This window comes from Chitinophaga sp. G7 BAM 1005 (genome assembly GCF_057126945.1).
Genome location: NZ_CP181478.1, coordinates 3,108,511 through 3,133,410 on the forward strand (window position 1 = coordinate 3,108,511; position 24,900 = coordinate 3,133,410).

The following is a 24,900-nucleotide window of genomic DNA, read 5'->3' on the forward strand; positions in this document are numbered from 1 at the left end:
CATATGGAACAGCATTATCTCGGCAGCTTACTACACCTGGCAGACAGCACGCTGCCTATTGGCGGCTACACACATTCTGCCGGGCTGGAAACCTTTGTGCAACAGGGACGGGTGAACAGTGCCGCTACCGCGGCCACCTTTGTGCGTAATATGCTGCAGAATAATATCCGTTACAATGATGCTGCATTTATGAGCCTGGCTTACACCGCAGCTACACAAAACAATGTGAGCGAACTGCTGGGGCTGCATCACTTATGCACCGCCGTAAAAGCGCCGCGTGAACTCCGGGAAGCCAGCCAGAAGCTGGGCGCGCGGCTCACACGCATTTTCAGCCGCAGGTATACCAGCGAACTGGTTACGCAATATGAAACAGCTGCGGGTAACAGCCCGCACTACTGCCTGGTGTTTGGCATCTATGCGCAGCTCACCGGTATTCCATTGCCGGCTGCGTTGTACGCATTCTACTACAACGCCGCTATGGGAATGGTGACCAACTGCGTAAAGCTGGTGCCCCTCGGGCAAATGGACGGGCAGGATATCATCTTTGACCTGCAACCTTTACTGAAAGAACTGACGGAAGCAACAATACAACCCGATAAATCGTTGCTCGGGCTTTGCAACACTGCATTTGATATCCGCAGCATGCAGCACGAACGCCTGTACAGCCGGTTGTATATGTCGTAACTATAATTAATGATACCATGAGCAGAGAATATATAAAAGTAGGAGTGGCCGGCCCCGTAGGTTCCGGGAAAACAGCGCTCATTGAGCGGTTAACAAGACAAATGGCGCAACACTACCAGGTGGCCGTGATCACCAACGATATTTATACAAAGGAAGATGCGGAATTCCTCACGCAGAATAGCCTGCTGCCACCGGAAAGGATCATCGGCGTGGAAACCGGCGGTTGCCCGCATACCGCTATCCGTGAAGATGCCAGCATGAACCTCGAAGCCGTGGAAGAAATGGTACGCCGCTTCCCTGATATCGAAATCATCTTCATAGAAAGCGGCGGCGATAACCTGTCCGCCACTTTCAGCCCCGACCTGGCGGATGTCACCATTTTTGTGATAGACGTAGCGGAAGGAGATAAAATTCCGCGTAAAGGTGGTCCGGGTATTACCCGCTCCAACCTGCTTGTCATCAATAAAATTGACCTCGCCCCCTATGTACATGCAGATCTTGGCGTAATGGAAAGGGATGCCCGCAAAATGAGAGGCGGACAGCCTTTCGTGTTTACAGATCTTATGAGCGGCGCCGGGCTGGAACACGTGATCAACTGGATTAAAAGATACGCATTACTGGAAGACATCGCAGCGCCCAATCTCTTAACATGATCAGTGAACTGAAGATATTGACCGGTAAAAGAGACAGTGGCACCTATCTGAAGGAATGCTACTGCACACGGCCTTTTAAAGTGGCAAATGTGCGGGAAGAACGCGGTGACCCCGTATTGCGCCTCATGATGATGAGCTCTTCGCCGGGAATGCTGGATAAAGATCATTACCAGCTGGATATTACCGTTGCCGCAGGCACGGCTTTACACCTGCAAACGCAGGCATACCAACGGCTGTTTAATATGGAAACAGGCGCTACACAGGAAATGCGCGTATGGCTGCAAGCCGGAAGTACGTTCACCTTTTTACCACACCCGCTGGTGCCGCATGAAAAGGCTACCTACACCGGCTATACGAACCTGCACCTGGCAAACAACTGCCGTCTCATCTGGGGAGAAATCATTACCTGTGGCCGGAAATTAAACGGGGAAGTATTTCTCTTTACAAAACTGCATAGCATCACGCAGGTATTTTCAGGAGAGCAGCTGTTGTTAAGGGATAACCTCCTGATGCAACCCGGCGTTACCAGTTTGGAGGCAGTGGGCTGGATGGAAGAATACACCCACCAGGCTACCTTCCTGTTTTTCGATACCCATGAAAAGGTTACTCTTAACGAAACTGCGGACAGGCTTCACCGTTACCTGGAAGAACAACCGCATATACTGGCAGGCGTAACCCGCACTGCCGGCAACGGTATCATGGTAAGAATACTGGGCCATAGCGGGGAACAACTATTTGAATGTCAGCAACACCTGGCAAAGCTTTTACCTGTTTAAAACAGTAGTATGTCATTTATCGATAACAGTTTATTACTAACGGCAGTTACTATCAGCTGTCTTCATACGGCTTCCGGACCGGATCATTACGTGCCCTTCATCGTTTTTTCCCGTACGCGGAAATGGTCGGTGGCTAAAACCATCGGGTGGACGGCCCTCTGCGGCCTCGGACATGTAATGAGTTCACTCGTGATCGGGATGATCGGCGTGGTGCTGGGATGGCAGCTGTCGCGCTTTACTGCTATTACAGAAGTACGCGGCGGCATTGCGGGATGGGCATTGCTGATATTGGGGCTTTTTTACCTCATTTGGGGATTATACAAGGCCATCGCCAACAGGCCACACAAACACTTTGATGTATACGACGACGGCGATATGTATGTTTATCAGCATCGTCATAATGAAGCCTATGTAGCGCCGCAGAAAAGGATCCGCGTAACGCCGTGGATCTTGTTTGTGATATTCGTAATGGGCCCCTCTGAACCCTTGCTGCCGTTATTATTTTACCCGGCCGCGCAACAATCTGTACCCGGTATTGTAATGCTGATAGCTACTTTTACCTTCTTCACGATCCTCACCATGATCATCATGGTACTGCTGGGATATTATGGGTTTTCCCTCATGAAACCTGTTGCCACGGAAAGATATATGGCAGCCATCAGTGGCGCTGCTGTTACGCTTTGTGGAACGGGCATGGTTTTTATGGGTTGGTGAACTGTTTAAGCAGCTTGGCTGTTATAGCAGATAAACCTTTACCACATGAGAAAATGGCTCAGGATCACCCTTATTACCGGCGGTATATTTATGGCACTCCTGGTGTTGTTAATCCTGGGTATGACCTGGTACATACATGCTAATAAAGACAATTTCCTGAAACAGATCACCGTCCAGCTGAATGATCACCTGAGCGGGAATATCCGCATCGGGGATATGGAGCCGTCCCTGTGGAAGAGCTTTCCCAACGTATCTATCGCCCTGGAAAAAGTAGTGCTGGAAGACAGCCTCTTTCAGCAACATCATCACCCCTTGCTGGATGTTAACTATATTTTCGTACGGGTAAACACGTTATCACTGTTACGCAAACACGTAAATGTAAATGAAATCACCCTGCAGGATGGTACTATCTTCCTGTATACAGATACCACCGGTTATTCTAACTCATATGTGCTGCAACGGAAGTCGGAGCCAAAGAAAAGTAATGGCTCAAAAGATGTCAACATCAAAAAACTGACATTAGCGAACATCAGTTTTATTATAGATAACCGGCAGAAGTTTAAGTTATTCCAACTGGATATACGCCAGCTGGATGGCAAGGTAAGTGCTTCCGATAGCAGTGTCCAGGTTACCATAATATCAGATATCCTGTCTAAAAGTTTTGCTTTCAACACCGTTAAAGGAAGTTATCTGAAGGATAAAAAACTGCAATTAAACCTCTCCGTGATCTTCAATAAGCGCACAAAAATTCTCACTATACCATCACAGGAAATCCGGATAGATGACCACCCGGTGCTCATTACAGGGCAGTTTGGCTTTAGCGAAAAGCCGCCGCCCTTCCAGCTGAAAATTAATGCCAACCAGGTATTGCTGCATGATGCCGCATCCTGGTTGCCGCCCGCTATCAGCACTAAATTAAGCAGCATTACCCTCACCAAACCACTGGACGCAGAGGCTAACCTCAACGGACATATGAAATACAGGGATACGCCTAAAGTACTCATCACCTGGAAGACTACCAACAACGTACTGGTGACTACAATGGGCGAATGGACCAACTGTAATTTCACGGGAAGGTTTAATAACGAGGTGTTAGCTGGACAAGGCCACAATGATGAAAATTCCGCCGTCAATATTTTCCAGCTGAGCGCTACGCTGGCAGGAGTGCCGCTGAAAGCGGATACCATCCGGGTGGTAAACCTGAAGCAACCTTTGCTCCACGGCCACTTCCGGTCAAATTTCCCTTTGACCAACCTGAACAGCGATACAGGGGAAAGCCCCATCCTGTTCAAAGAAGGTAACGCCAATGCCGACTTGTATTACACAGGCCCCGTACTGGCCAACGATAACACACCTTCATCCCTGCAGGGCGTGGTACAGGTAAAACAAGGCGCATTTACCTACCTGCCGCGTAACCTGTCTTTTCATGATGCCAGCGCCACACTGCGTTTTACCGGGCAGGATCTGATGTTGGAAAATATCCACATACAAACACAGAAAAGTAGCCTGCAGATGGACGGTATGGTGAAGAATCTCCTGAACCTCTATTTTACCACACCAGACAAAATTGAACTCACCTGGAATATCCGTAGCCAGCTGGTAGATCTGAATGAATTCAAAAGCTTCCTGGCGCCCCGGCGAAAAGCCAGACCATCCCGCAGCCAGCAGAAAGCAAAAATGACGCGCGTGAACCGGCAACTGGATGTGGTGCTGGCTTCCAGCAATGTAAACATGCTGGTGCAGCTGGATAAGATCATCTTTCAGCGTTTCACCGCGCAAAATGTAAAAGCATCCGTGCAACTAACGAATACGGATATACTATTAAAGCAAATCGCCCTGCAGCATGCAGGCGGAAATATGCAGATGGCCGGCGTGCTGCACCAGCAGGGGAATAACAACAACTTCAACATGAACGCCACTGTGAACAATGTGCACATCAGCCAGTTGTTTTACGCATTCGATAACTTCGGAATGGCGGCCCTGCAATCAGATAACCTGAGAGGAAATGTATCAGCAAAGGTGAACCTGAAAGGGAATGTGCTGGATAATGGAAGTTTGGCTAAACACTCCCTCTACGGTGCCATCAACTTTAACCTGAAGAATGGGGCCCTGATCAACTTTGGTCCGCTCGCAGATATCGGCAACTTCGCCTTCCGCAAACGCCGCCTCGATAGTATTACCATCGACAACCTGTCCAACACCTTGCAGGTGCAGGGAAATAAAATACTGATTCCACCCATGCGCATCGCTTCCAGCGCCATAAATATTGATGTGAACGGGGTATACGGAATAAATGGGGGTACCAATATCAACCTGGATATTCCGTTGAGAAACCCGGCGAAAGATTCGGCCATTACGGATAGGGCAGAGAAGCGCAAACGCAGCAGGAAAGGGATTGTTATACACCTGCACGCCGTATCTGAAAAGGATGGTAAAGTGAAGATCAAGCTGGGGAAAGGAGATGGCGGTTAAAGGGTGACTCTTGCGGACCATCGCAAAAGTCACCGCACTATTTTTAAGCTACCGTTTGGAAAGCCTGTTCAAGATCTCCCTTAATATCATTAATATGTTCAATACCCAGCGAAATGCGTAGCACGCCCGGCGCAACACCCGCTTTCTTTTGCTCTTCCTCACTCAGCTGCTGATGGGTAGTAGTAGCGGGATGGATGATCAGCGTTTTGGAATCGCCTACATTGGCAAGGTGGTAAATTAACTTTAACGCCTGTACGAATTTATCGGCCGTATCTTTTCCTCCTTTGATCTTAAAGCTCAATACGCCACCAAAGCCATTTTGCAGGTACTTCTTTGCCAGTGTATGGTATTTGTTATCGGGAAGCCCCGGATAGTTTACCGATTCTACCTGCGGATGTTGTTGCAGCCATTGTGCCAGCGCCAGCGCATTATCTACTGTTCGCTGTACCCGGAGGGAGAGGGTTTCCAGCCCCTGCAGGAACAGGAAAGAGTTTTGTGGCGCCAGTGCCGGTCCCCAGCTGCGTAAACCGGCCACACGCGCCCGGATAATGTAGGCAATATTGCCAAACGGACTATGCGAGCCAAATACTTCCCAGAACTTCATACCATGATAAGCCTCATCTGGCTCGCTGAACTGTACAAACTTACCATTGCCCCAGTTATAGTTGCCGCCATCCACAATGATACCGCCAATACTGGTGCCATGCCCGCCAATCCATTTGGTGGCTGCTTCTACCACCACGTTGGCGCCATGCTCCAGCGGACGGGCCAGATAACCCGCCGCACCAAAAGTATTATCCACCACCAGCGGAATATCATGCTTCCGCGCAATGGCACTGATCTTTTCAAAATCCGGAATGGCAAACCCCGGGTTGCCGATGGTTTCCATATAAAGCGCTTTTGTATTTTCATCGATCAGCGCTTCAAAGCTTTCCGGCTTATCAAGATCCGCAAAACGCGCCTCTACACCAATACGCTTGAAACTCACTTTAAACTGGTTAAAAGTGCCGCCATACAGATACGAGGAAGTCACAAAATTATCGCCCGGTAACAGGATATTATGCAGGGCGATGAACTGCGCGGCCTGCCCGGATGCCACTGCCAGCGCGCCTACGCCGCCCTCCAGCGCTGCCACTCTCTTCTCAAACACATCCGTGGTGGGATTCATAATACGGGTGTAAATGTTACCAAACTGCTTCAGCTGGAAAAGATCCGCCGCGTGTTCCGCACTCTCAAAAGTATAGGAAGTGGTTTGATAAATAGGCACCGCAGCCGCATGGGTAGATGATTCTGGCTGATAACCCGCATGAACCTGTAAGGTGTCAAAATGTAATGGCTGATTGGACATAACCGGAAAATTTAAAGGTTTGAATATAAGTCTACAAATATAATAGACTAATCGTAATAATAAAGTATTTTAACATGATTCTCACACAAAAAATAATATCTTCGGCGCCATAAATGAATGTTTACGTGAAGAAATGCAGTTGACCGATGTTATTAACTATTACCACCAAACGTTACCCCGCCACAGACCTGGGCTACCTGTTGCATAAACATCCTGCAAAAGTACAAACCGTTGAACTGACCGCAGGGAGTGCACATATCTTTTACCCGGAAGCAACAGACCATTCCTGCACCGCCGCTTTACTGCTGGACATTGATCCGGTACGACTGGTACGCGGAAACGGAAACGGCCACGACTTTGCACTGGAACAATATGTAAACGACCGCCCATACGTAGCCTCGTCGTTTATGAGCGCGGCTATATCACAGGCTTACGCCACGGCCATGAACGGCCGTTGTAAAGATAAGCCACACCTGGTGGATGAAGCCATTCCATTTGAAATAGGACTGTCTGTTTTGCCGGTGAAAGGCGGTGAACCTTTACTGCGCCAGTTCTTTGAACCGCTGGGCTATGAAGTGAATGTGCAGTCGCATCTGCTGGACGAACAATATCCCGCATGGGGCCAGAGCCGTTACTTCAATGTAACACTCCGCCACACATTACCGCTGAAAACAATCCTGAAACAACTGTATATCCTGGTGCCGGTTTGCGACAACGACAAACATTATTTCGTGGGCGGCCATGAAATTGAAAAGCTGATGGAGAAAGGAGAGGGATGGCTGGATAGTCATCCTGCTAAAGAACTCATTACCCGCCGCTACCTCCGGAATATTGCGCCACTGGCAAAACAGGCGCTGGAGCTGATCATGAAAGACGAAGTACTACCGGTAGAAGAAAAACCGGCGAAAGACAAAATAAAACTGCATGATCTCCGCCTGCTAACGGTAAGGGATATACTCCTGGAACTAAATGTATCCACCGTAGCAGATATGGGGTGCGGGGAAGGGAAGCTCCTCCGCTTGCTGATGGAGAAACCGCAATTCAAAAAGATCCTGGGAATGGATGTGAGCTACCGCACACTGGAATTAGCACAAGATAAGCTGAAGCTTGATCGCCTCCCCGAAATGCAGCGTAACCGCATAGAACTCATCCAGGGATCACTAACGTACAGGGATATACGCCTGGGAGGTTTTGATGCCGGCGTGCTGGTAGAAGTGATTGAACACCTGGATGAATCCCGCCTCCAGGCACTGGAAAAAGTAGTATTTGAATACGCCCGGCCTGCCCACGTGATCATTACCACGGTAAATGCAGAATATAATGTGATGTATGAAAAGCTTACCGCTGGCACGTTCCGGCATGGAGATCACCGTTTTGAATGGACACGCGCACAATTTGAAACATGGGCAAACCGCGTAGCCGCACAATTTGGTTATATTGTATCCTTCAAGCCACTTGGAGAAATAGATGAAACACTGGGCGGACCCAGCCAGCTGGCCTTGTTTAAACGATCATTATGAGAGATATTATATTAGAGAAAATAGAGGAACTGGAACAACAGCACCAGGTAAAAGTATTGTATGCCTGCGAATCCGGCAGCCGCGCATGGGGCTTTGCCTCCCCCGACAGCGATTACGATGTGCGCTATATTTACACCCGGCACAGGGATAGCTACCTGAGTATCACGGAGCCACGGGATGTGATTGAATTACCGGTAGATGAAGTACTGGATGTAAGCGGATGGGATATCCGCAAAGGATTACAGCTGTTCCTGAAATCCAATGCCCCGCTGTATGAATGGTTACAGTCGCCCATCATCTACAAGGAAGAAACAGATTTTAAACAAACCATGACAAACCTGATGGAAAAGTATTTTTCACCACGCTCAGGTTGTCATCACTACCTCTCTATGGCTTTCAATGTTTTCTCCAACGAATTACAGGGAGAAGCCATCAAGCTGAAGAAGTACTTCTATGTGTTACGTCCTATGCTGGCCTGCCAGTGGATCCTCGCCGGTAAAGGCGTGCCGCCGATGGAGCTGGAACCGTTACGTACGTTAATTACGGACGGTGCTATTCATACCACTATCGACAAACTGCTGGAGTTAAAAGCCACTGCGGATGAACAAGCCACGGTAACACCCGATGCTGCACTGCACCAGTGGATGGCATACACATTGGAAGATTGTAAAATGCAGGCAGCAGAATTGCCGGCCATAAAGAACGATACCGCAGAACTGGATACGCTTTTCCGGAAATATATTTCGTATGACTTTTGAGACACTGCAACAACAACGGGAGTACATCCTGCTGGAATGTATCAGCGGGAGCAAGGCGTATAACCTGCAGGTACCCACGTCAGATACAGACATCAAAGGCGTATTCATATTACCGCAAAGCGAACTGTACGGAATGACCTACACCCCGCAGGTGGCTAATAAAAGCAACGATGAAGTATACTTTGAAATAAAACGCTTCCTGGAACTCCTGGATAAAAACAATCCTAATATCCTGGAACTGCTGAACACCACAAATGGCAGCCTGTTGTTCCGTCATCCGCTGATGAACCTCATTCAGCCCAAAGATTTCCTGTCAAAGCTATGCCTGGAAACTTTTGCAGGCTATGCCAAAACACAGATAAAGAAAGCAAAAGGACTGAATAAAAAAATCAATCAGTCGCACGGAACAGCACGGAAAAACGTAACCGAATTTTGCTACGTGATTGCCGGCGGCCAAAGCGTTCCCTTACAGGAGTGGCTACACGAAAATAACCTTGTGCAAAACGATTGCGGCCTTGCACGGATAGACCATTTCCGGGATGTATACGCGTTGTATCATATCAGCCAGTTTGAACCCGGCGTTACCTTTAAAGGGATCTTCTCCGGCGCAGATGCGAATGATGTACAACTCAGTAGCATCCCGAAAGGTCCGGCCCCATTGGGGATTATGCAGTTTAATAAAGATGGCTATACGGTGTATTGCAAAGACTTTGCAGCCTATTGGGAATGGGTGGAGCTGCGCAATGAAGCCCGCTATGAACATAACCGCGAACTTGGCGCTGACTACGACAGCAAACACATGATGCATACCTTCCGCCTGCTCGCAATGGCGGAAGAGATTGCACGATATAAGGAAGTACGGGTGTATCGTCACGACCGCGATTTTCTGCTTCGTATCCGCAACGGTGAGTTTACATACAACGAACTGCTGGATATGGCTGCCCAAAAATTAAATGACATGGAACAGCTGTATGCCGCTTCCGATCTTCCGGATCACCCGGACCCGGAACTGGCGGCCACCCTGTTAATCAGAATAAGAGACGAATTTTATGTCCCGAAGAAATAGACAATTATCACATATCTCCATACCGGAATTATCACTGGTATTATTAATCGGCCCATCTGGCGCCGGTAAGTCCACCTTTGCCCGCCGCTTTTTTAAGCCCACCGAAATTGTTTCGTCGGATGTTTGCCGGGGTTTGATCAGCGATGATGAAAACAACCAGGCGGTTTCTGCTGACGCTTTTGAAGTAGTTGGATTTATTGCTGCAAAACGGTTGAAGCTGGGGTTGCTCACCGTGATTGACGCCACCAATGTGCAGCCGGAAGCCCGCAAGGAATGGGTGCGGCTGGCCCGCGAGTATCATGTACTCCCGGTGGCCATTGTACTTAATATGGCGGAGAAAGTATGCCAGGAGCGCAATAACCTGCGGAGCGACCGTAACTTCGGTACGCATGTGATCCCGCAGCAGATCAGCCAGCTCCGGCGCGGTATCCGACACCTCCGGGAAGAAGGCTTCCGGCATATTTTTGAACTGCACTCACCGGAAGAGGTGGAGCAGCTGGAAACCGTTACCCGTAACCCGTTGTACAATAATAAGAAAGATGAACACGGACCTTTTGATATCATAGGAGATGTACACGGCTGCTACGACGAGCTGTGTACCTTGCTGGGTACACTGGGCTACGAAGTAGATAAAGAAAACAGTACCCTGATCACTGCACCGCTCACTACTAACGCAGAAGGATATACGCGTTTCCGCAAACCTGTGTTTGTAGGCGACCTGGTAGATCGTGGCCCGAAGTCACCGCAAGTACTACGCCTGGTAATGAACATGGTAAACAATGGCATGGCGCTTTGTGTACCGGGAAACCATGATGCCAAGCTACTCCGCTACCTGAATGGAAAGAACGTAGTGTTACGGCACGGTCTCGAAGCAACGGTGGCCCAGCTGGCAGGTGAAACACCGGAGTTCCTTGCGGCGGCAAAAGAGTTCCTGGATGGCCTCGTCAGTCACTATGTGCTGGACAATGGTAAACTGGTGGTAGCGCACGCCGGGTTAAAAGAAAGTATGCAGGGGCGTGGCTCCGGCGCGGTAAGAGAGTTCTGCCTGTATGGTGAAACCACCGGCGAAACAGATGAATTCGGCTTGCCCGTAAGATATAACTGGGCGCTGGAATACAAAGGCAAAGCAATGGTAGTATACGGCCACACACCGGTTCCTGAAGCCAAATTCTTAAACAATACCATCGACATAGATACGGGTTGCGTATTTGGCGCTACCCTTACCGCACTGCGCTACCCTGAAAAGATATTGGTGTCAGTACCCGCACAGGAGCAATACGCCGCGCCTGCTCGTCCCATTGGCTACAACCTGGAAAGTGCGCTGAGCCTGGAGCAGCAGTACGATAATGTACTGGATATAGCAGATTTTATCGGGAAGAAAATATTACAGACAAACTACAGTCATAGCATCACCATCCGGGAAGAGAACAACATTGCAGCACTGGAAGCGATGAGCCGTTTTACCATCAACCCGCGATGGCTCATATACCTGCCACCCACCATGTCGCCCGCTGAAACCAGCCGGGAAGAAGGAATGCTGGAGCATCCTGTAGAGGGGCTGCAATATTATAAAGAGGCAGGTATAGCAAAAGTAATTTGTGAGGAGAAACACATGGGCTCGCGCGCTGTGGTAATTGTTTGCCGCGACGAAGCCACCACCGTAAAACGGTTTGGCATTGCAGGGGAAGGTAACGGTGTGGTATATACGAGAACGGGCCGCAGCTTCTTCAGCGATAAACAAACGGAGCAGGACTTTATTGCCCGCATCAACACCGCGTTGATCAACACCGGCTTTTACGAAACCTTTGAAACCGACTGGGTATGCCTGGATACAGAGCTGATGCCCTGGAGCGCAAAAGCCCAGGCATTGCTGCAAAACCAGTACGCAGCCGTGGGTACTGCCGCAGGGCAGGCGTTGCCTGTAGTGGTGGATGCGTTGCAGCAGGCCATTACACAGGGCGTGCCTGCACAGGCGTTACTGGAAAAGTATTCCCGCCGCCTCGAACAAACCAGCAGTTACGTAAAGGCATACCGCCGGTATTGCTGGCCGGTGGAGTCGTTGAACGACTATAAGCTGGCGCCGTTCCATATCATGGCCACGGAAGGCAAAACGTATTTTGATAAAGACCATGCATGGCATCTGTCTGCCATAAAAAATATCTGCGCCGGCGATGAACAGTTACTGATCGCTACCCCTTTCCTGGAAGTGGAAATAGGGAATGAGGCCAGTGAAAAAGCAGCCATCACCTGGTGGGAAAACCTTACAGCTACTGGTGGCGAAGGCATGGTGATCAAGCCATCCACTTTCATGGCCAGGGATGCAAAAGGACTCATTCAGCCTGCTGTAAAGATCCGCGGAAAAGAATACCTGCGCATTATTTACGGTCCTGAATACGATGCGCCGGAAAACCTCCACCGTTTGCGCAGCCGCAAGCTGTCGGGCAAACGCTCCCTGGCGTTGCGTGAATTTGCACTGGGCCTCGAAGGGCTCGACCGGTTTGTAAATAATGCGTCGCTGCAGGCGGTACATCAATGCGTATTTGGTATTTTAGCACTGGAGAGCGAACCGGTAGATCCGAGACTGTAACCATGTAAGCATCTTTCTACATTAAAAAAACATAATTATGAAAGCCGTAGCCGTATCAAAATTCAAAGACATTCCTGTGGTGATGGACCTGCCAAAACCTGTAGTACGACCAGGCACTGTGCTGGTGAAAGTAGCCGCAGCAGGGATGAATCCGTTCGACTGGAAAATGATCGATGGCATTATGGACGACGGGAAAACCAAACACCAGTTTCCGCTTATCATGGGCGTAGATGGTGCAGGCACCGTAGAAGAAGTGGGAGAGGGCGTTACCCGGTTCAAAGCAGGCGATAAAATCTACGGTCAGTTTATTCATTCGCCCATCGGCGAGGGCTCCTACGCTGAATACGCCATCGTGCCTGAAAAATCAGGGATTACCAAAGCGCCCTCCAGCCTGTCGGCCGTTGAAGCCGCAGCGGTACCCACTGCCGGTATGACCGCCCAGCAACTATTGGATAAACTGGACCTCCAGGAAGGAAATACGCTGCTGATCAACGGCGCCACCGGGGGCGTAGGCTCGTTTGCGGTACAACTGGCAGCCGCACAGGGCTTACAGGTAATTGCCACCGTTTCAGATGAAGCCGGTGCTGAAAGGATGAAGAAACTAGGCGCCGCAGTAACTATCAACTATAAAGAAGCGCCATTAACCCAGCAGGTAAAAGAAAAGTTCCCCCAGGGACTCGATGGGCTGATCGACCTGGTAAGTAAAACAGACGGATTTGAGGCGAACCTGGATCTGTTGAAACCCGGCGGCACTGCATTTACCACCCAGTTTGTAGCAGAAGAAAATGCCCTGAAAGACAGGAATATCCGCGGAGGCAACTTTGAAACACAAGGAAGCGCAGCTTCGCTGGATACCTTAACATTGGCCATCGACCGGGGTGCGCTCACTATCCCCGTAGAAAATAAAATTAAACTGGAAGACGTGCCGGCTGCCATAGCCCTGAGCCGCCAGGCGAAAGGGAAAGGAAAAACAGTGATCGTTATTTGAGTGATCGCCTTCGGCGATGAAATTGTCTTGGAGCATGATTACGCTGATTTTACTGATTTTAAGGATTTGATCATATATGATTTTTAAAGATTAGGGGAGATAAGGTGAATACTCACTTTATCTCCCCTAATCATTTATAAAAAAATCAAAAAAATCAAATCCTTAAAATCAGTAAAATCAGCGTAATCATGCTCCAAGACAATTTCCAAACGCCGAAGGCGTTCAAATACCCGCCGTTGCCTTAAACAACTCCGCCCCGCTGTCAGTACTGATCTCGTAAGAAGCGCCATAGGCCGTAAAAGCGCATTGTCCTTTTTGCAAAGTCAACGTATCCTCGCCTTTAATAGTGACGTTACCTTTCATTACAATCAGTATTTCTGCAGCTTTGGCGGTATGCTTATATACCTGGCCGGCAGTAAGATCAATTTTACTCACCTCAAAGTCCGGCGCGGGGGAAGGATAAATTCTCTCCAGTCCATCAGCGCTTACATCGCCTTTAATGATATTCGGATGCACGCCCTCAAAGCGGGTATGCTTCAGGAGTTCCGGTACATCCACATGTTTCGGGGTAAGACCGCCACGCAGCACATTGTCTGAATTAGCCATCAGTTCTACATTCTGGCCTTCCAGGTAAGCATGCGGAATGCCGGCGTCCTGGAACACCGCATCACCAGGTTGTACCTGCATGATATTAAAGAAGTAAATAGAGAAGATGCCACGATCGAGTTTTTCCCTGCTGTTCGGGTCATTTAAAACCGCGCGGGCAGCCCAGAAACCAGGATCATTTTTCGACAGCTTGTTGGATTTGTAAGGAAGGATCATGCGGTCTGTCAGCGGGCGGAGGATGATATTCACCAGCGACTGTGGCATTTCCATTACATTTTTATACAGGCCATAATAACCTTCTTTTTCGTATATGCTTACCAGTGAAGTGAACTCCGGAACTGTTTTCAGCACTTCCAGTAATTGTTCATGTGGCAGGAAGCCGTGAAGGAGATAGAACTCACTCAGGGCCACCATAATTTCAGGTTTATGGTTATCGTCTTTGTAGTTACGGTTTGGGGCGCTCAAAGGAATGCCTTCTGCATTTTCCCTTGCAAATCCTTTCTCTGCTTCACTTTTGGTAGGGTGTACCTGGATAGATAACATGTCTTTTACATCCAGGATCTTAAAGAGAAAAGGCAGCTCCTTAAACCGTTCCCATACTGCCGGACCGGTGATGTTGGCCGGGTCCTGACCAATCAGTTCATTCAGCGGCAGTTGTCCGCTGGCGGTAGTAATAGTGGAAGGAGCGCTGGGATGCGCGCCCATCCAGTATTCTGCACTGGGTTGATTTGAAGGGGCAATTCCCAACAGCGCAGGAATATAGTTATATCCGCCCCATGCGTAATGCTGTACTTTTCCTTCCAGTCTGAATAAGTTCATATATAGTAATCTGTTTTACTTGTTAAATACCAGAGAATTGATAATTTTATATGCCTGCAAAAATAGGTGTTAACCATAAATAATTCCCCTGCACCGGGAAGTAAATTATTCAGGCAGTTGTTTGTGATACCCAAACCCAATAGCAAATGGTAAATCATCTGGCCCTCGGGCAACAGGGCGAGTCAATTGCACAGGCATATGTTCGCCGGTATTGTACCATCCTGCATGTAAACTGGAAATCCGGCAGGAAGGAAATCGATATCATCGCCCGGAAAAACGAACAGATTTATTTCATAGAAGTAAAAACACGCAGTACAGATCGCTTCGGCTGGCCCGAAGAAGCCGTGAACGCCCGCAAGGAAGAACATATCCGCAGCGTGGCGACCGACTATCTCCTGTATTATAACCTTAACCCGGCAGCCATCCGGTTTGATATTATTGCCATCACATTTTCAGGAGAAAATTATGAGTTGGAACACCTGAAAGATGTGTTCTGAACGCGGGTTTCCTGCTTCTGATCGTTAACTAGTTATTAACAAAAAAATGCCTGTGATTATTCTTTAATGCTATGATATTATATATCTTTGTACCAGCTTTTAGAACCTACCCCTGAGTTGTTATACACCCCCGGTATCCCGGTAGATTTCAGGCAAAACATTTTCTCTGAAAAGATCTGGTGCAATGGTCAGCGCGACCTGTGCAGGCAGTTTATTTATACCAACAGGAGAGATGAATAACGGCGATACCAGTAACAAAGAAAGAAACAGGGGAGTAAAAATTAATACACATTTGACAGCGTTTGTTTAACCGCGGCTATTACGCTACTAAACGCATTGATCACAGGAAGTTGCTTTCGGGAGTCAGAAAGTAAAAAAAAGCTCCGTCTTGCAAGACGGAGCTTTTATGCTTACCACAAACCGGTGTAGTTGTGTGGTGTAATGGCTTTCAGTTCTTTTTTGAGGGCAGCGCTGATCTTCAGTCCATCCACAAATTTATGCATACTTTTTTGTGTAATCTGTTCTCCGCCACGGGTCAGCTCTTTCAGTGCTTCATATGGCTGCGGGTAATTCTCCCGGCGCAATACGGTTTGAATGGCTTCTGCTACTACAGCCCAGTTATTTTCCAGGTCGTCTTTCAGCCTGGCTTCATTCAGGATCAGTTTACTCAGTCCTTTCTGAATAGATTTGGTAGCCAGCAGGGTATGACCAAACGGAACGCCGAGGTTACGCAATACAGTGGAATCGGTCAGATCGCGCTGCAGGCGGGAAATAGGCAGCTTGGCGCTCAGGTGCTCAAACAGGGCATTAGCCAGTCCGAGATTGCCTTCCGCATTTTCAAAATCAATCGGGTTTACCTTATGCGGCATCGCAGAAGAACCCACTTCATTCTTCTTGATCTTCTGTTTGAAATAATCCATAGAGATATAAGTCCATATATCACGGCAGAAGTCCAGCAAAATAGTATTAATCCGTTTCAGTGCATCAAATTGAGCAGCAATGTTATCATAATGCTCAATCTGCGTGGTATATTTCATACGTTGCAGGCCCAGCGTGGTGTTCACGAACTTCTCGCCAAACTTTTCCCAGTTGATCTTAGGAAAAGCTACGTGATGCGCGTTGAAGTTGCCGGTAGCGCCGCCAAACTTCGCTGCGAAAGGAATATGCCCCAGCAGGTTCACCTGTCCTTCCAGTCGTTCCACAAACACCAGGATCTCTTTACCCAAAATGGTAGGAGAGGCAGGCTGACCGTGGGTACGCGCCAGCATCGGTATTTTCATCCAGGACAATCCCAGCTTCTTCAGCTCCAGGATCAGATTGGCCAGTGCCGGCATGTACACGTGTTCTATAGCGTCTTTCCAGAACAGCGGGGTAGCGGTATTGTTTACATCCTGTGAAGTAAGACCGAAATGCACCCATTCCAGTTTATCTTCCAAACCCAGATTCTTCAATTCATTCTTCAGAAAATATTCAACTGCCTTTACGTCGTGGTTGGTAATTTTCTCTGTGTCTTTGATCAGTTGTGCGTTCTCGATGGTGAACTCCTGGTAAATTTTACGCAGGGCGGGGAACTTGGCTTTCGGCAGCGTAAACAGCTTCTGCTCGGAGAGCGCAATAAAATATTCCACCTCTACCATCACACGGTAACGGATCAACGCAAATTCAGAAAAATAATTGGCCAGCTCGTCCAGTTGCTTGCGATAGCGCCCGTCCAGCGGAGAAATGGCAGTTAAAGGTTGTAGTTGCATAATGTATGTATTCCAGTATTACTATTAAGTAGCGTTTGAATGGCTGCAAGTTCTCCCTAAATCCTGATTTACAGTATCACAATTATTCATTTGGAACTTGTTAACCGGGATTTAACTACTTTTGCAGCTTCAAAATTACTGAAATTGGAACGGAAAGTAAAAGTTGCGGCTGTAAGTTATTTGAATACGAAGCCTTTATTGTATGGATTCAGGAATCATCCGGTGATGGAGATGATGGAATTATCGATGGATTATCCCGCTAAAATAGCCCGGCAGCTGATAGACGGAGAGGTAGACGTAGCGCTCGTGCCGGTAGCCATTATTCCTGAATTAAAGGAATATCATATCATAGCAGATTACTGTATCGGAGCCGAAGGACCAGTAGCATCTGTTTGTTTATACAGCGAGGTGCCTCTGAATGAAATAAAACGTATTTACCTGGATTACCAGAGCCGCACTTCTGTAGCGCTGCTCAAAGTACTGGTACACGAATACTGGAAGCTTGGTGTGGAGTTTGTAGATACCAACGGGGATTACCAGGACAAGATCAGGGGAACCGATGCCGGCCTGGTAATCGGCGACCGCGCCCTGGAACAACGCAAGGTATCACCATATATATATGACCTCGCAGAAAACTGGGTACGTTTTACCAGCCTGCCATTTGTTTTCGCCGCCTGGATCAGTAACAAACAACTGCCGGCAGCGTTTATAACGGAGTTTAACAATGCCACCGGTATCGGAATTCAGAATATTCCGGCGGTAGTAGCCGAAAACCCATACGCAGTCTACGATCTTACCACTTATTATATTCATAATATCAGTTATCCGTTAACGCCGGCGAAGCGACAGGGGATGCAAAAATTCCTCGGATACCTGCTACAGGAGAGGGTTGTATGATCAAGTCAACGTCCCCTCCACGTCACCTCCACATAAAGTCCATGTCAAAGGCATGTCCTAAGCATGTTCAAAGCATATCTGAAGCATAGGCAAAGTATATCTGAAGCAGAAAGGATAAAGCATCACTTTATCCTTTCTGCTTTTTTAAGTATCTTCATGATTCGCACAATTATCTGCTTAAATTAATCTACGCTCATGAAAATCGGTATCCTTGGAAGCGGTCCCGTTGGATTAACTCTTGGTAAAGGGCTTATTCAAACAGGACATCATGTTACAATCGGTACCCGTAACCCCTCGAGGGAATCCCTGCAGCAATGGATAAAAAAGCAAGGTAAACAGGCGATGGCAGGCACTTTCAGACAGGCATCCGAATTCGGGGAACTGTTGCTGATCTGTACCAGCTGGGCCGGTACCAAAAAAGCCATTGAAGCCGCCGGGATATGGAACTTCAAAAACAAAACAGTAGTGGATGTTACTAATCCACTCGATGGTAAAGGCCCCGATGAAAACGGACGACTTACCTTCACCATCGGTCATAATAACTCGGCAGGGGAACAAATACAAGCCTGGCTACCTCCGGATACCAATGTAGTAAAGGCCCTCAGCTGTATTGGCCATGAAAAAATGCTGCTCCCGGATTTCAAAGAAGGAGCCCCCACCATGTTTATCGCCGGTAACAGCAACGATGCCAAACGGGAAGTGACTAATCTCCTGCACCAGATAGGCTGGCTCGATGTGGCTGATATGGGAAAGATAGAAATGAGCCGCAGCATAGAACCTCTCTCCATTTTATGGGCCGCCTACGGCTTTCTGAATGACAGCACCGGTCATGCATTCAAATTACTGAAACGATAAAATAAAAAGAGGGACCCGCTTTCAGCTGATCCCTCTTTTTATGTAGCAGGTGCTTTGCGTAAAATGCACGCGCCCATATACTTACTTCACCTGCCTGGAATTTATATAGAAATTTTTATCTACCTCAAAGTTCTTCAGATTACTTAAAGTAATATTGGAACTCCGCCATAAGGTTCCAGGATATATCAGCTTAAACCCGTTATCACTCAGCTTCACCTTCACCGGCATATTAAAATCCTTTACATCAGATACCCAGCGGTATTGGATCTGCTGTCCATTGAAACGGTACTCCAGCGTAGGAATGGTGGTATGGCGCAGATACTGGTCAAATACCTTGCTGAGGTTCATACCTACTACCTGGCTTATATACTGTTCTATCTCCTGCGTGGTTACCGTTTGGTGATAGAATGTTTTGTTCAGCCCGCGCAGCAGCTGGCGGAAAGCTTCGTCGTCTTCCATGATCTGCCGGATATTGTGCAGCATGTTGGCGCCTTTATAATACATATCGCCGCTTCCCTCTGCGTTTACGCCATAAGGAGGAATGATGGGCACATCGTTTAAGATATTCTTACGGATACCCTGTACATATTCCTCTGCGGCCTTATGCCCATACTGGCATTCAGTAAAAAGGGTTTCGGAATAGTTGGTAAAAGACTCATGAATCCACATGTCTGCCAGGTCCTTGCTGGTAATACTGTTACCAAACCATTCATGACCGCTTTCATGGATAATGAGGAAGTCCCACTTCAATCCCCAGCCGGTACCGGAAAGATCCCTGCCAGAGTAACCCATGAGGTATTTGTTGCCATACGCCACACCGCTCTGGTGTTCCATACCCAGGAACGGCGCTTCTATCAGTTTGTAGCTGTCTTTATAAAAAGGATACTTGCCAAACCAGTATTCAAAACATTTCAGCATAGGCTTCACCACTTTGAAATGTTCCCGCGCTTTGTCTTCATTATAATCCAATACCCAGAAACCAAGATCCAGTTTGCCGCCTTCGCCATGCCAGGTATCTTTCATCTCTATATAATTACCTACGTTCACCGCTACATCATAATTGTTGATGGGGCTGCCCACATACCATACAAAGGTTTTGGTGCCATCCGCGTTGTCGATGGTCTTTTTTAAACGGCCATTGGATACATCGGTCAGGTCGGCCGGAACGGTTACGCTGATGGTCATGTCTTCCGGTTCATCGCTTTGCGTGTCTTTGTTCGGCCACCAGATGCTGGCGCCCAAACCCTGGCAGGCAGTGGCTATCCACGGACGGCCCTTTTCGTCTTTGGCCCATACTACGCCGCCATCCCACGGAGCTTTTAACGCCTTGCGGGGCTTGCCGCTGTAATACACCGTGATCTTTTTTGATTTGTCTTTTGCCTGCGGCGATTTCATCTTTATAAACCAGGCATTGCCGTCGCGGGTAACGGCGAGCGACTTCTTTTCCTGTACCACACTGTCTATCACCATTGGCGCCTGGAGGTCTATCTGCATTACGGAATCGCTTTTCAGCACCTGGTAGGTAATGATATTAAAGCCGCTGAAGGTGCTGTCGTCGGGATTTACCTGTACATGCAGGTCGTAGCTGGTCACATCCCACCAGGCGCGCTGAGGAGTAATGCTGCCTCTCAGCGTGTCAGCCCTGCTGAACTGTTGTGCCCCTGCAGTTAATGTTGCCAGAAGGGCCATACAAAGCATTGGTATGCCGCGCATATTTATTCGTATATTTTAACCTGAAAGATATTAATTTACTGCCAAATGAAAAGTTGTTATTGTCAGGTGGTTATATGCAGATGGGGGCTTGCAGTGCTATGCAGCCTCTTACTTAGGGCATGCGGTAGCCCGGAAGAACAGTCGCTGCGGGTATTCCGGTATAACAGTACCAACGGACTTGCCAGCCTCGACCCCGCATTTGCCAAAAGCCAGGAAGTAATATGGGCGGTAAAGCAATTGTACAATACGCTGGTGGAACCGGACACCAACCTGGTGATCCGCCCCTCGCTGGCCAAACAGTGGCACGAATCCGCCGACCACCGCACCTATACATTTGATCTCCGGACAGACGTGTACTTCCACGACAGCGACATCTTCCCCGGGGGGAAAGGCCGCCGGATGACCGCCCACGACGTGGCGTATAGTCTCAGACGTATTATGGACCCGGCCACGGCCTCGCCCGGCGCCTGGATCTTCAACGGCAAACTCTCTGCCGACAGCGGCTTTAAAGCCCTGAACGATTCCACCTTTGAACTCACACTCTACCGGCCGTTTCACCCGGTGCTGGGAATTCTCAGTATGCAGTACTGCTCCATTGTACCACATGAAGCCATTGAGAAATACGGGAAAGACTTCCGCAACCATCCCTGTGGCACCGGGCCATTCCGCTTTTTCCTCTGGGACGAAGGACAGGCGCTGGTGCTGCACCGCAACCCCGCTTACTTTGAAACAGACGACACCGGCCATCGCCTGCCTTACCTCGAAGCCGTGCAGGTAGGTTTCCTCGAAAGCAAAGCATCGGAGTTCCTGCTGTTCCGCCAGGGACAACTGGATTTCATGAACGATATAGACGCTTCCTTTAAAGATGAAGTGCTCACCAAACAAGGGAAACTACGGAAGGAGTGGGAGGGCAAAATGGTGCTGAACAAACATTCTTATCTGAATACAGAATACCTCGGATTTCTTGCAGACAGCACCAATGCGCTCGTAAAGGAATCACCGCTCCGCTGGAAAAAAGTCCGCCAGGCCATCAACTACGGTATCGACCGTACGAAAATGATGACCTATCTCCGCAATGGCATAGGCGCCGCCGCCACAGCAGGATTTGTGCCCGCAGGGCTGCCTTCTTTCGACGCACAGAAAGTAAAGGGCTATCCCTGCAACCCAGCTATGTCACGGCAGCTGCTCCGCGAGGCCGGCTTCCCGGACGGAAAAGGACTGCCCGTTATCAAACTGTTGTCTATTCCCATCTACGCCGATCTCGCCAACTACGTGGCCAATGAGCTGGAAAACGTTGGCATCCGCATCCAGGTGGAGGTGGTGCAGAAAAGCCTGCTGCTGGAGCAAACCGCTAAATCACAGGCGCTGTTTTTCCGCGGCAGCTGGATCGCCGATTACCCCGACGCAGAAAGCTACCTGGCCATGTTTTACAGTAAAAACCCGGCGCCGCCGAATTATACCCGCTACCATAACCCGGCGTTCGACCGGTTGTACGAAACATCCCTGGAGGAAAACAACGACAGCATCCGGTACATCCAATACCGCGAGATGGATAACATGATCATGGCAGACGCCGTAGTAGTGCCGCTGTTCTATGATGAAGCAGTGCGACTGGTACAGCCAAACATCTCCGGATTCAGTGGTAACGGCATGAATCTCTTAGAGTTACGTCGGGTAAAGAAAAATTAAAATTTAAAATTATTTTAACATTTCCTTCACCACCTGTGACCGTAAAACTGGCTTGATATCCGCTAAATTAGCTTACCTTTGGCGCTTATTTGTCACTTTATAACGTATAGAAATGACGGCGATCCTGATATTCTTTTGTGTGCATTGGTTCTTTTCCTTGTTTTTTCACACATTCTACTTACACCGTTATGCATCTCACCAGATGTATACTACCAGTAAATTCTGGGAACGATTCTTTTATTTCAGCACCTGGTTTTTCCAGGGTTCATCATACCTGATTCCAAGAGCTTATGGCGTTATGCACCGCATGCACCATGAATTCAGCGATACCGAACACGATCCGCATTCTCCACACTTCTTTAAAGACGTTTGGGGCATGATGGTACAAACCCGCAAAATCTACAATGGTTTTGTAACCCGTACCAGTGAAGTGGATCCTAAATTTACCAAAGACCCGTTACCTGAGTGGGATGCAATGGATAAATTCGGCGACAGCAACATTACCCGTTTCCTCTGGATGGGCGCTTATGTAGCATTTTATGTAGCATTCGTTCCTGCCGGTATGTGGTACCTTTATTTACTGCTGCCCATCCATTTCCTGATGGGACCTGTACAGGGTGCAATCGTTAACTGGTGCGGACATAAATACGGTTACCAGAATTTTGATAACAACGACCATTCCAGGAATACTTCTCCGTGGGGTATTGTACTGATGGGCGAACTGTTCCAAAATAACCACCACAAATTTAAAGACAGTCCTAACTTTGCCAAGAAATGGTATGAACTGGATCCAAGCTACCAGGTAATGAAGTTGCTGAACTTCGTTGGTATCATTAAGCTGAAACCCGCAATGGTTACGGCGCAGATGAAGAAAGCGAAAGCTGCCTGATCATACTTCGTACAATCAATCTGTTACAATAATAGAAAGTGCCTTGCCGTAATGGTGAGGCATTTTTTATTTACGCGGAGGTTGTCTTTCTCAGGATTAAACTGATTATGCTGATTATTTTGATTTGATCATTTTTGATTTTAAAAGATTAAGGGAGATATAAGCGGATATCCGTTTATATCTCCCTTAATCTTTTAAAATCCTTATAAAATCAAAAGTAAAATCAAAGTAATCAGCATAATCAGTTTAATCCTGAGAAAGACAACCTCCGCGACAAACCTGCATCACCGGAAGGGTTTAAAAGAAACATGTTGCGCCAGCGCCAGCATAGGCCGGTCGCCCTCACTATCGCCGTAAGCATATATTTCCCCGAAGTTTTCCAGGCGGTACGCTTCGTGGATGCGTCTTACCTTTTCTTCTCCATTGCAGTTGATACCCTGTATATTACCGGTGATGACTTTATTTTTTACTTCGAGACGTGTAGCCAGGCAAACGATGTTTTCCCTCCGGCACCAGGGCGCTACCCAGTCCTGCGCGGAAGCGGATACCACCACCACATGATGTCCCTGTTGCTGGTGATTTCGTATAGCAGCCAACGCCTGCGGACGAATTAAAGCCGGTAGTTTTTCCCGGCAGAAACTTTCGCAGCCTGCGGAAAAATCATGGGCCGGCATCTCTCCAAAAAAATACTGTAATACTTCCTCCTTCATCTGCTGCGCCGGCAACATTTTTAATTTGAAACGCAGCAGCGCCGGCAGCAGTTGGATCATACCTGCATACATGGCGGCACGGCCCCTGTGATGGCGGATGATTTCCCATAGGGTATCCCTCGTAGTAATGGTTCCGTCGAAGTCGAAAAAAGCGATGGTCACAGGGAGAGTTTTTTGAAAATACCTTCAGGTATTAATTTGATAATGAGCATAATGTATCTCCAATGCCACTTTACATACAGCACATTCTTTTTACGGTTCACTGCTTTAAAAACAGCGGTAGCCACTTCTTCCGGCTGGGCGGTCAGCAAGGGGGGCAGGGTCAGGTGCTGAGTCATACGGGTGTTCACAAATCCCGGTTGCACACTTATCACGTGAACGCCACTACGAAAAAGACGGTTTCTTAACCCGCTGAGATAAGCGGTAAAACCTGCTTTCGCACTGCCATAAATATAATTGCTTTGCCGTCCTCTTTCACCCGCCACAGAGCTGATCCCCACAATGGTTCCCTGCTTCCTGGCTGCATAGCTTTCCGCTACAATGTTCAGTATAGAAACGGCCCCGGTATAATTGCTGTTAATGATGGTAGCACTTTCCTGCCAGTTTTGCTGTGCTTTTTCCTGGTCGCCCAGGTAACCAAAAACGCAGATGGTGATGTCGGGGGGAACAGGCAGGCCGGCGTAAAAAGCCGCGTGCGAGGGAAAGTTGGCTGCATCAAACACATGTGTGGTGGCTTTAACGCCGTAACGCACCTGCAGATCCTGTTGTTGCGGCATCAAAGCGGCCGTGTTCCTGCCGGCCAGTTGAATATCATATTTTTCAGACGCAAACTTCCGGGCAATGGCAACCGCCATGTCTGAACCTGCGCCAAGTATTAAAAGGGTAGGCATGAGTGTACTTGATTATCAGGG

Annotated in this window: 22 protein-coding genes; 16 read left to right on the plus strand and 6 right to left on the minus strand. The window is 48.4% G+C overall.

The window, feature by feature from the left end:
- Positions 1-3 precede the first annotated feature (3 nt).
- From ACMXI2_RS12265 to ACMXI2_RS12285, 5 genes are read left to right on the plus strand one after another with little or no spacing between them, the layout of a single operon-like run.
- Positions 4-684 carry an urease accessory protein UreF gene (locus tag ACMXI2_RS12265; RefSeq protein WP_483781862.1) on the plus strand — a complete coding sequence of 227 codons (681 nt, stop codon included), beginning with the start codon at positions 4-6 and terminating at the stop codon, positions 682-684.
- Positions 685-701: 17 nt separating this feature from the next.
- Positions 702-1,337: an urease accessory protein UreG gene (ureG, locus tag ACMXI2_RS12270; protein WP_483781863.1), complete on the plus strand. Its 636-nt coding sequence runs from the start codon at positions 702-704 to the stop codon at positions 1,335-1,337.
- Entirely contained in the window at positions 1,334-2,113 is a 780-nt protein-coding gene (locus ACMXI2_RS12275; RefSeq protein WP_483781864.1) for an urease accessory protein UreD, read from the plus strand. The genes ureG and ACMXI2_RS12275 overlap by 4 nt, the downstream gene beginning before the upstream one ends.
- 9 nt (positions 2,114-2,122) lie before the next feature.
- On the plus strand, positions 2,123-2,827 hold the full coding sequence (locus ACMXI2_RS12280) for a hypothetical protein (RefSeq protein ID WP_079471858.1): 705 nt from the start codon (positions 2,123-2,125) through the stop codon (positions 2,825-2,827).
- Positions 2,828-2,872: 45 nt separating this feature from the next.
- Complete coding sequence (locus ACMXI2_RS12285) at positions 2,873-5,299, plus strand: AsmA family protein (RefSeq protein WP_483781865.1); 2,427 nt, start codon at positions 2,873-2,875, stop codon at positions 5,297-5,299.
- Between the two features lie 43 nt (positions 5,300-5,342).
- On the opposite strand, the gene ACMXI2_RS12290 is transcribed toward ACMXI2_RS12285, so the two are convergent.
- Positions 5,343-6,647, minus strand: coding sequence for an O-acetylhomoserine aminocarboxypropyltransferase/cysteine synthase family protein (locus ACMXI2_RS12290; RefSeq protein ID WP_483781866.1), 1,305 nt, complete (start codon positions 6,645-6,647; stop codon positions 5,343-5,345).
- A gap of 146 nt (positions 6,648-6,793) precedes the next feature.
- On the opposite strand from ACMXI2_RS12290, the gene ACMXI2_RS12295 reads away from it, so the two are divergent.
- The 5 genes from ACMXI2_RS12295 to ACMXI2_RS12315 are packed head-to-tail and all read left to right on the plus strand — an operon-like array spanning position 6,794 to position 13,566.
- Complete coding sequence (locus tag ACMXI2_RS12295) at positions 6,794-8,167, plus strand: 3' terminal RNA ribose 2'-O-methyltransferase Hen1 (RefSeq protein ID WP_483781867.1); 1,374 nt, start codon at positions 6,794-6,796, stop codon at positions 8,165-8,167.
- Positions 8,164-8,925 carry a nucleotidyltransferase domain-containing protein gene (locus tag ACMXI2_RS12300; protein WP_483781868.1) on the plus strand — a complete coding sequence of 254 codons (762 nt, stop codon included), beginning with the start codon at positions 8,164-8,166 and terminating at the stop codon, positions 8,923-8,925. The genes ACMXI2_RS12295 and ACMXI2_RS12300 overlap by 4 nt, the downstream gene beginning before the upstream one ends.
- On the plus strand, positions 8,915-9,991 hold the full coding sequence (locus tag ACMXI2_RS12305; RefSeq protein WP_483781869.1) for a DNA polymerase beta superfamily protein: 1,077 nt from the start codon (positions 8,915-8,917) through the stop codon (positions 9,989-9,991). Before ACMXI2_RS12300 ends, ACMXI2_RS12305 begins: the two co-directional genes overlap by 11 nt.
- Positions 9,975-12,578, plus strand: a complete 2,604-nt coding sequence (locus ACMXI2_RS12310) for a polynucleotide kinase-phosphatase (protein WP_483781870.1) — start codon at positions 9,975-9,977, stop codon at positions 12,576-12,578. Before ACMXI2_RS12305 ends, ACMXI2_RS12310 begins: the two co-directional genes overlap by 17 nt.
- Before the next feature lie 37 nt (positions 12,579-12,615).
- Positions 12,616-13,566 carry an NADP-dependent oxidoreductase gene (locus tag ACMXI2_RS12315; RefSeq protein WP_483781871.1) on the plus strand — a complete coding sequence of 317 codons (951 nt, stop codon included), beginning with the start codon at positions 12,616-12,618 and terminating at the stop codon, positions 13,564-13,566.
- A gap of 222 nt (positions 13,567-13,788) precedes the next feature.
- Here ACMXI2_RS12315 and manA read toward each other — a convergent pair whose 3' ends face one another.
- Positions 13,789-14,991, minus strand: coding sequence for a mannose-6-phosphate isomerase, class I (gene manA, locus ACMXI2_RS12320; RefSeq protein WP_483781872.1), 1,203 nt, complete (start codon positions 14,989-14,991; stop codon positions 13,789-13,791).
- A 146-nt stretch (positions 14,992-15,137) separates the two neighbouring features.
- On the opposite strand from manA, the gene ACMXI2_RS12325 reads away from it, so the two are divergent.
- Both ACMXI2_RS12325 and ACMXI2_RS12330 read left to right on the plus strand, forming a co-directional pair.
- Entirely contained in the window at positions 15,138-15,488 is a 351-nt protein-coding gene (locus tag ACMXI2_RS12325) for a YraN family protein (RefSeq protein WP_483781873.1), read from the plus strand.
- 87 nt (positions 15,489-15,575) lie between these two features.
- A complete protein-coding gene (locus ACMXI2_RS12330) occupies positions 15,576-15,728 on the plus strand; it encodes a hypothetical protein (RefSeq protein WP_483781874.1) in 153 nt (50 codons plus the stop codon).
- A gap of 170 nt (positions 15,729-15,898) precedes the next feature.
- Here the strand turns inward: ACMXI2_RS12330 and purB are convergent, their stop codons facing one another.
- On the minus strand, positions 15,899-17,236 hold the full coding sequence (purB, locus tag ACMXI2_RS12335; protein ID WP_483781875.1) for an adenylosuccinate lyase: 1,338 nt from the start codon (positions 17,234-17,236) through the stop codon (positions 15,899-15,901).
- A gap of 144 nt (positions 17,237-17,380) precedes the next feature.
- On the opposite strand from purB, the gene ACMXI2_RS12340 reads away from it, so the two are divergent.
- Together ACMXI2_RS12340 and ACMXI2_RS12345 are read left to right on the plus strand one after the other, a co-directional pair.
- Complete coding sequence (locus ACMXI2_RS12340; RefSeq protein WP_483781876.1) at positions 17,381-18,133, plus strand: menaquinone biosynthetic enzyme MqnA/MqnD family protein; 753 nt, start codon at positions 17,381-17,383, stop codon at positions 18,131-18,133.
- 195 nt (positions 18,134-18,328) lie between these two features.
- A complete protein-coding gene (locus ACMXI2_RS12345; protein WP_483781877.1) occupies positions 18,329-18,988 on the plus strand; it encodes an NADPH-dependent F420 reductase in 660 nt (219 codons plus the stop codon).
- An 81-nt stretch (positions 18,989-19,069) separates the two neighbouring features.
- Here the strand turns inward: ACMXI2_RS12345 and ACMXI2_RS12350 are convergent, their stop codons facing one another.
- Entirely contained in the window at positions 19,070-20,701 is a 1,632-nt protein-coding gene (locus ACMXI2_RS12350; protein ID WP_483781878.1) for a M1 family metallopeptidase, read from the minus strand.
- 45 nt (positions 20,702-20,746) lie between these two features.
- On the opposite strand from ACMXI2_RS12350, the gene ACMXI2_RS12355 reads away from it, so the two are divergent.
- Positions 20,747-22,390: an ABC transporter substrate-binding protein gene (locus ACMXI2_RS12355; protein WP_483781879.1), complete on the plus strand. Its 1,644-nt coding sequence runs from the start codon at positions 20,747-20,749 to the stop codon at positions 22,388-22,390.
- Between the two features lie 112 nt (positions 22,391-22,502).
- Positions 22,503-23,279: an acyl-CoA desaturase gene (locus ACMXI2_RS12360; RefSeq protein WP_079471872.1), complete on the plus strand. Its 777-nt coding sequence runs from the start codon at positions 22,503-22,505 to the stop codon at positions 23,277-23,279.
- Positions 23,280-23,563: 284 nt separating this feature from the next.
- On the opposite strand, the gene ACMXI2_RS12365 is transcribed toward ACMXI2_RS12360, so the two are convergent.
- Entirely contained in the window at positions 23,564-24,151 is a 588-nt protein-coding gene (locus ACMXI2_RS12365) for an HAD family hydrolase (RefSeq protein ID WP_483781880.1), read from the minus strand.
- Positions 24,148-24,879, minus strand: a complete 732-nt coding sequence (locus tag ACMXI2_RS12370) for an SDR family oxidoreductase (protein ID WP_483781881.1) — start codon at positions 24,877-24,879, stop codon at positions 24,148-24,150. The genes ACMXI2_RS12365 and ACMXI2_RS12370 overlap by 4 nt, the downstream gene beginning before the upstream one ends.
- Between the last annotated feature and the right edge of the window lie 21 nt (positions 24,880-24,900).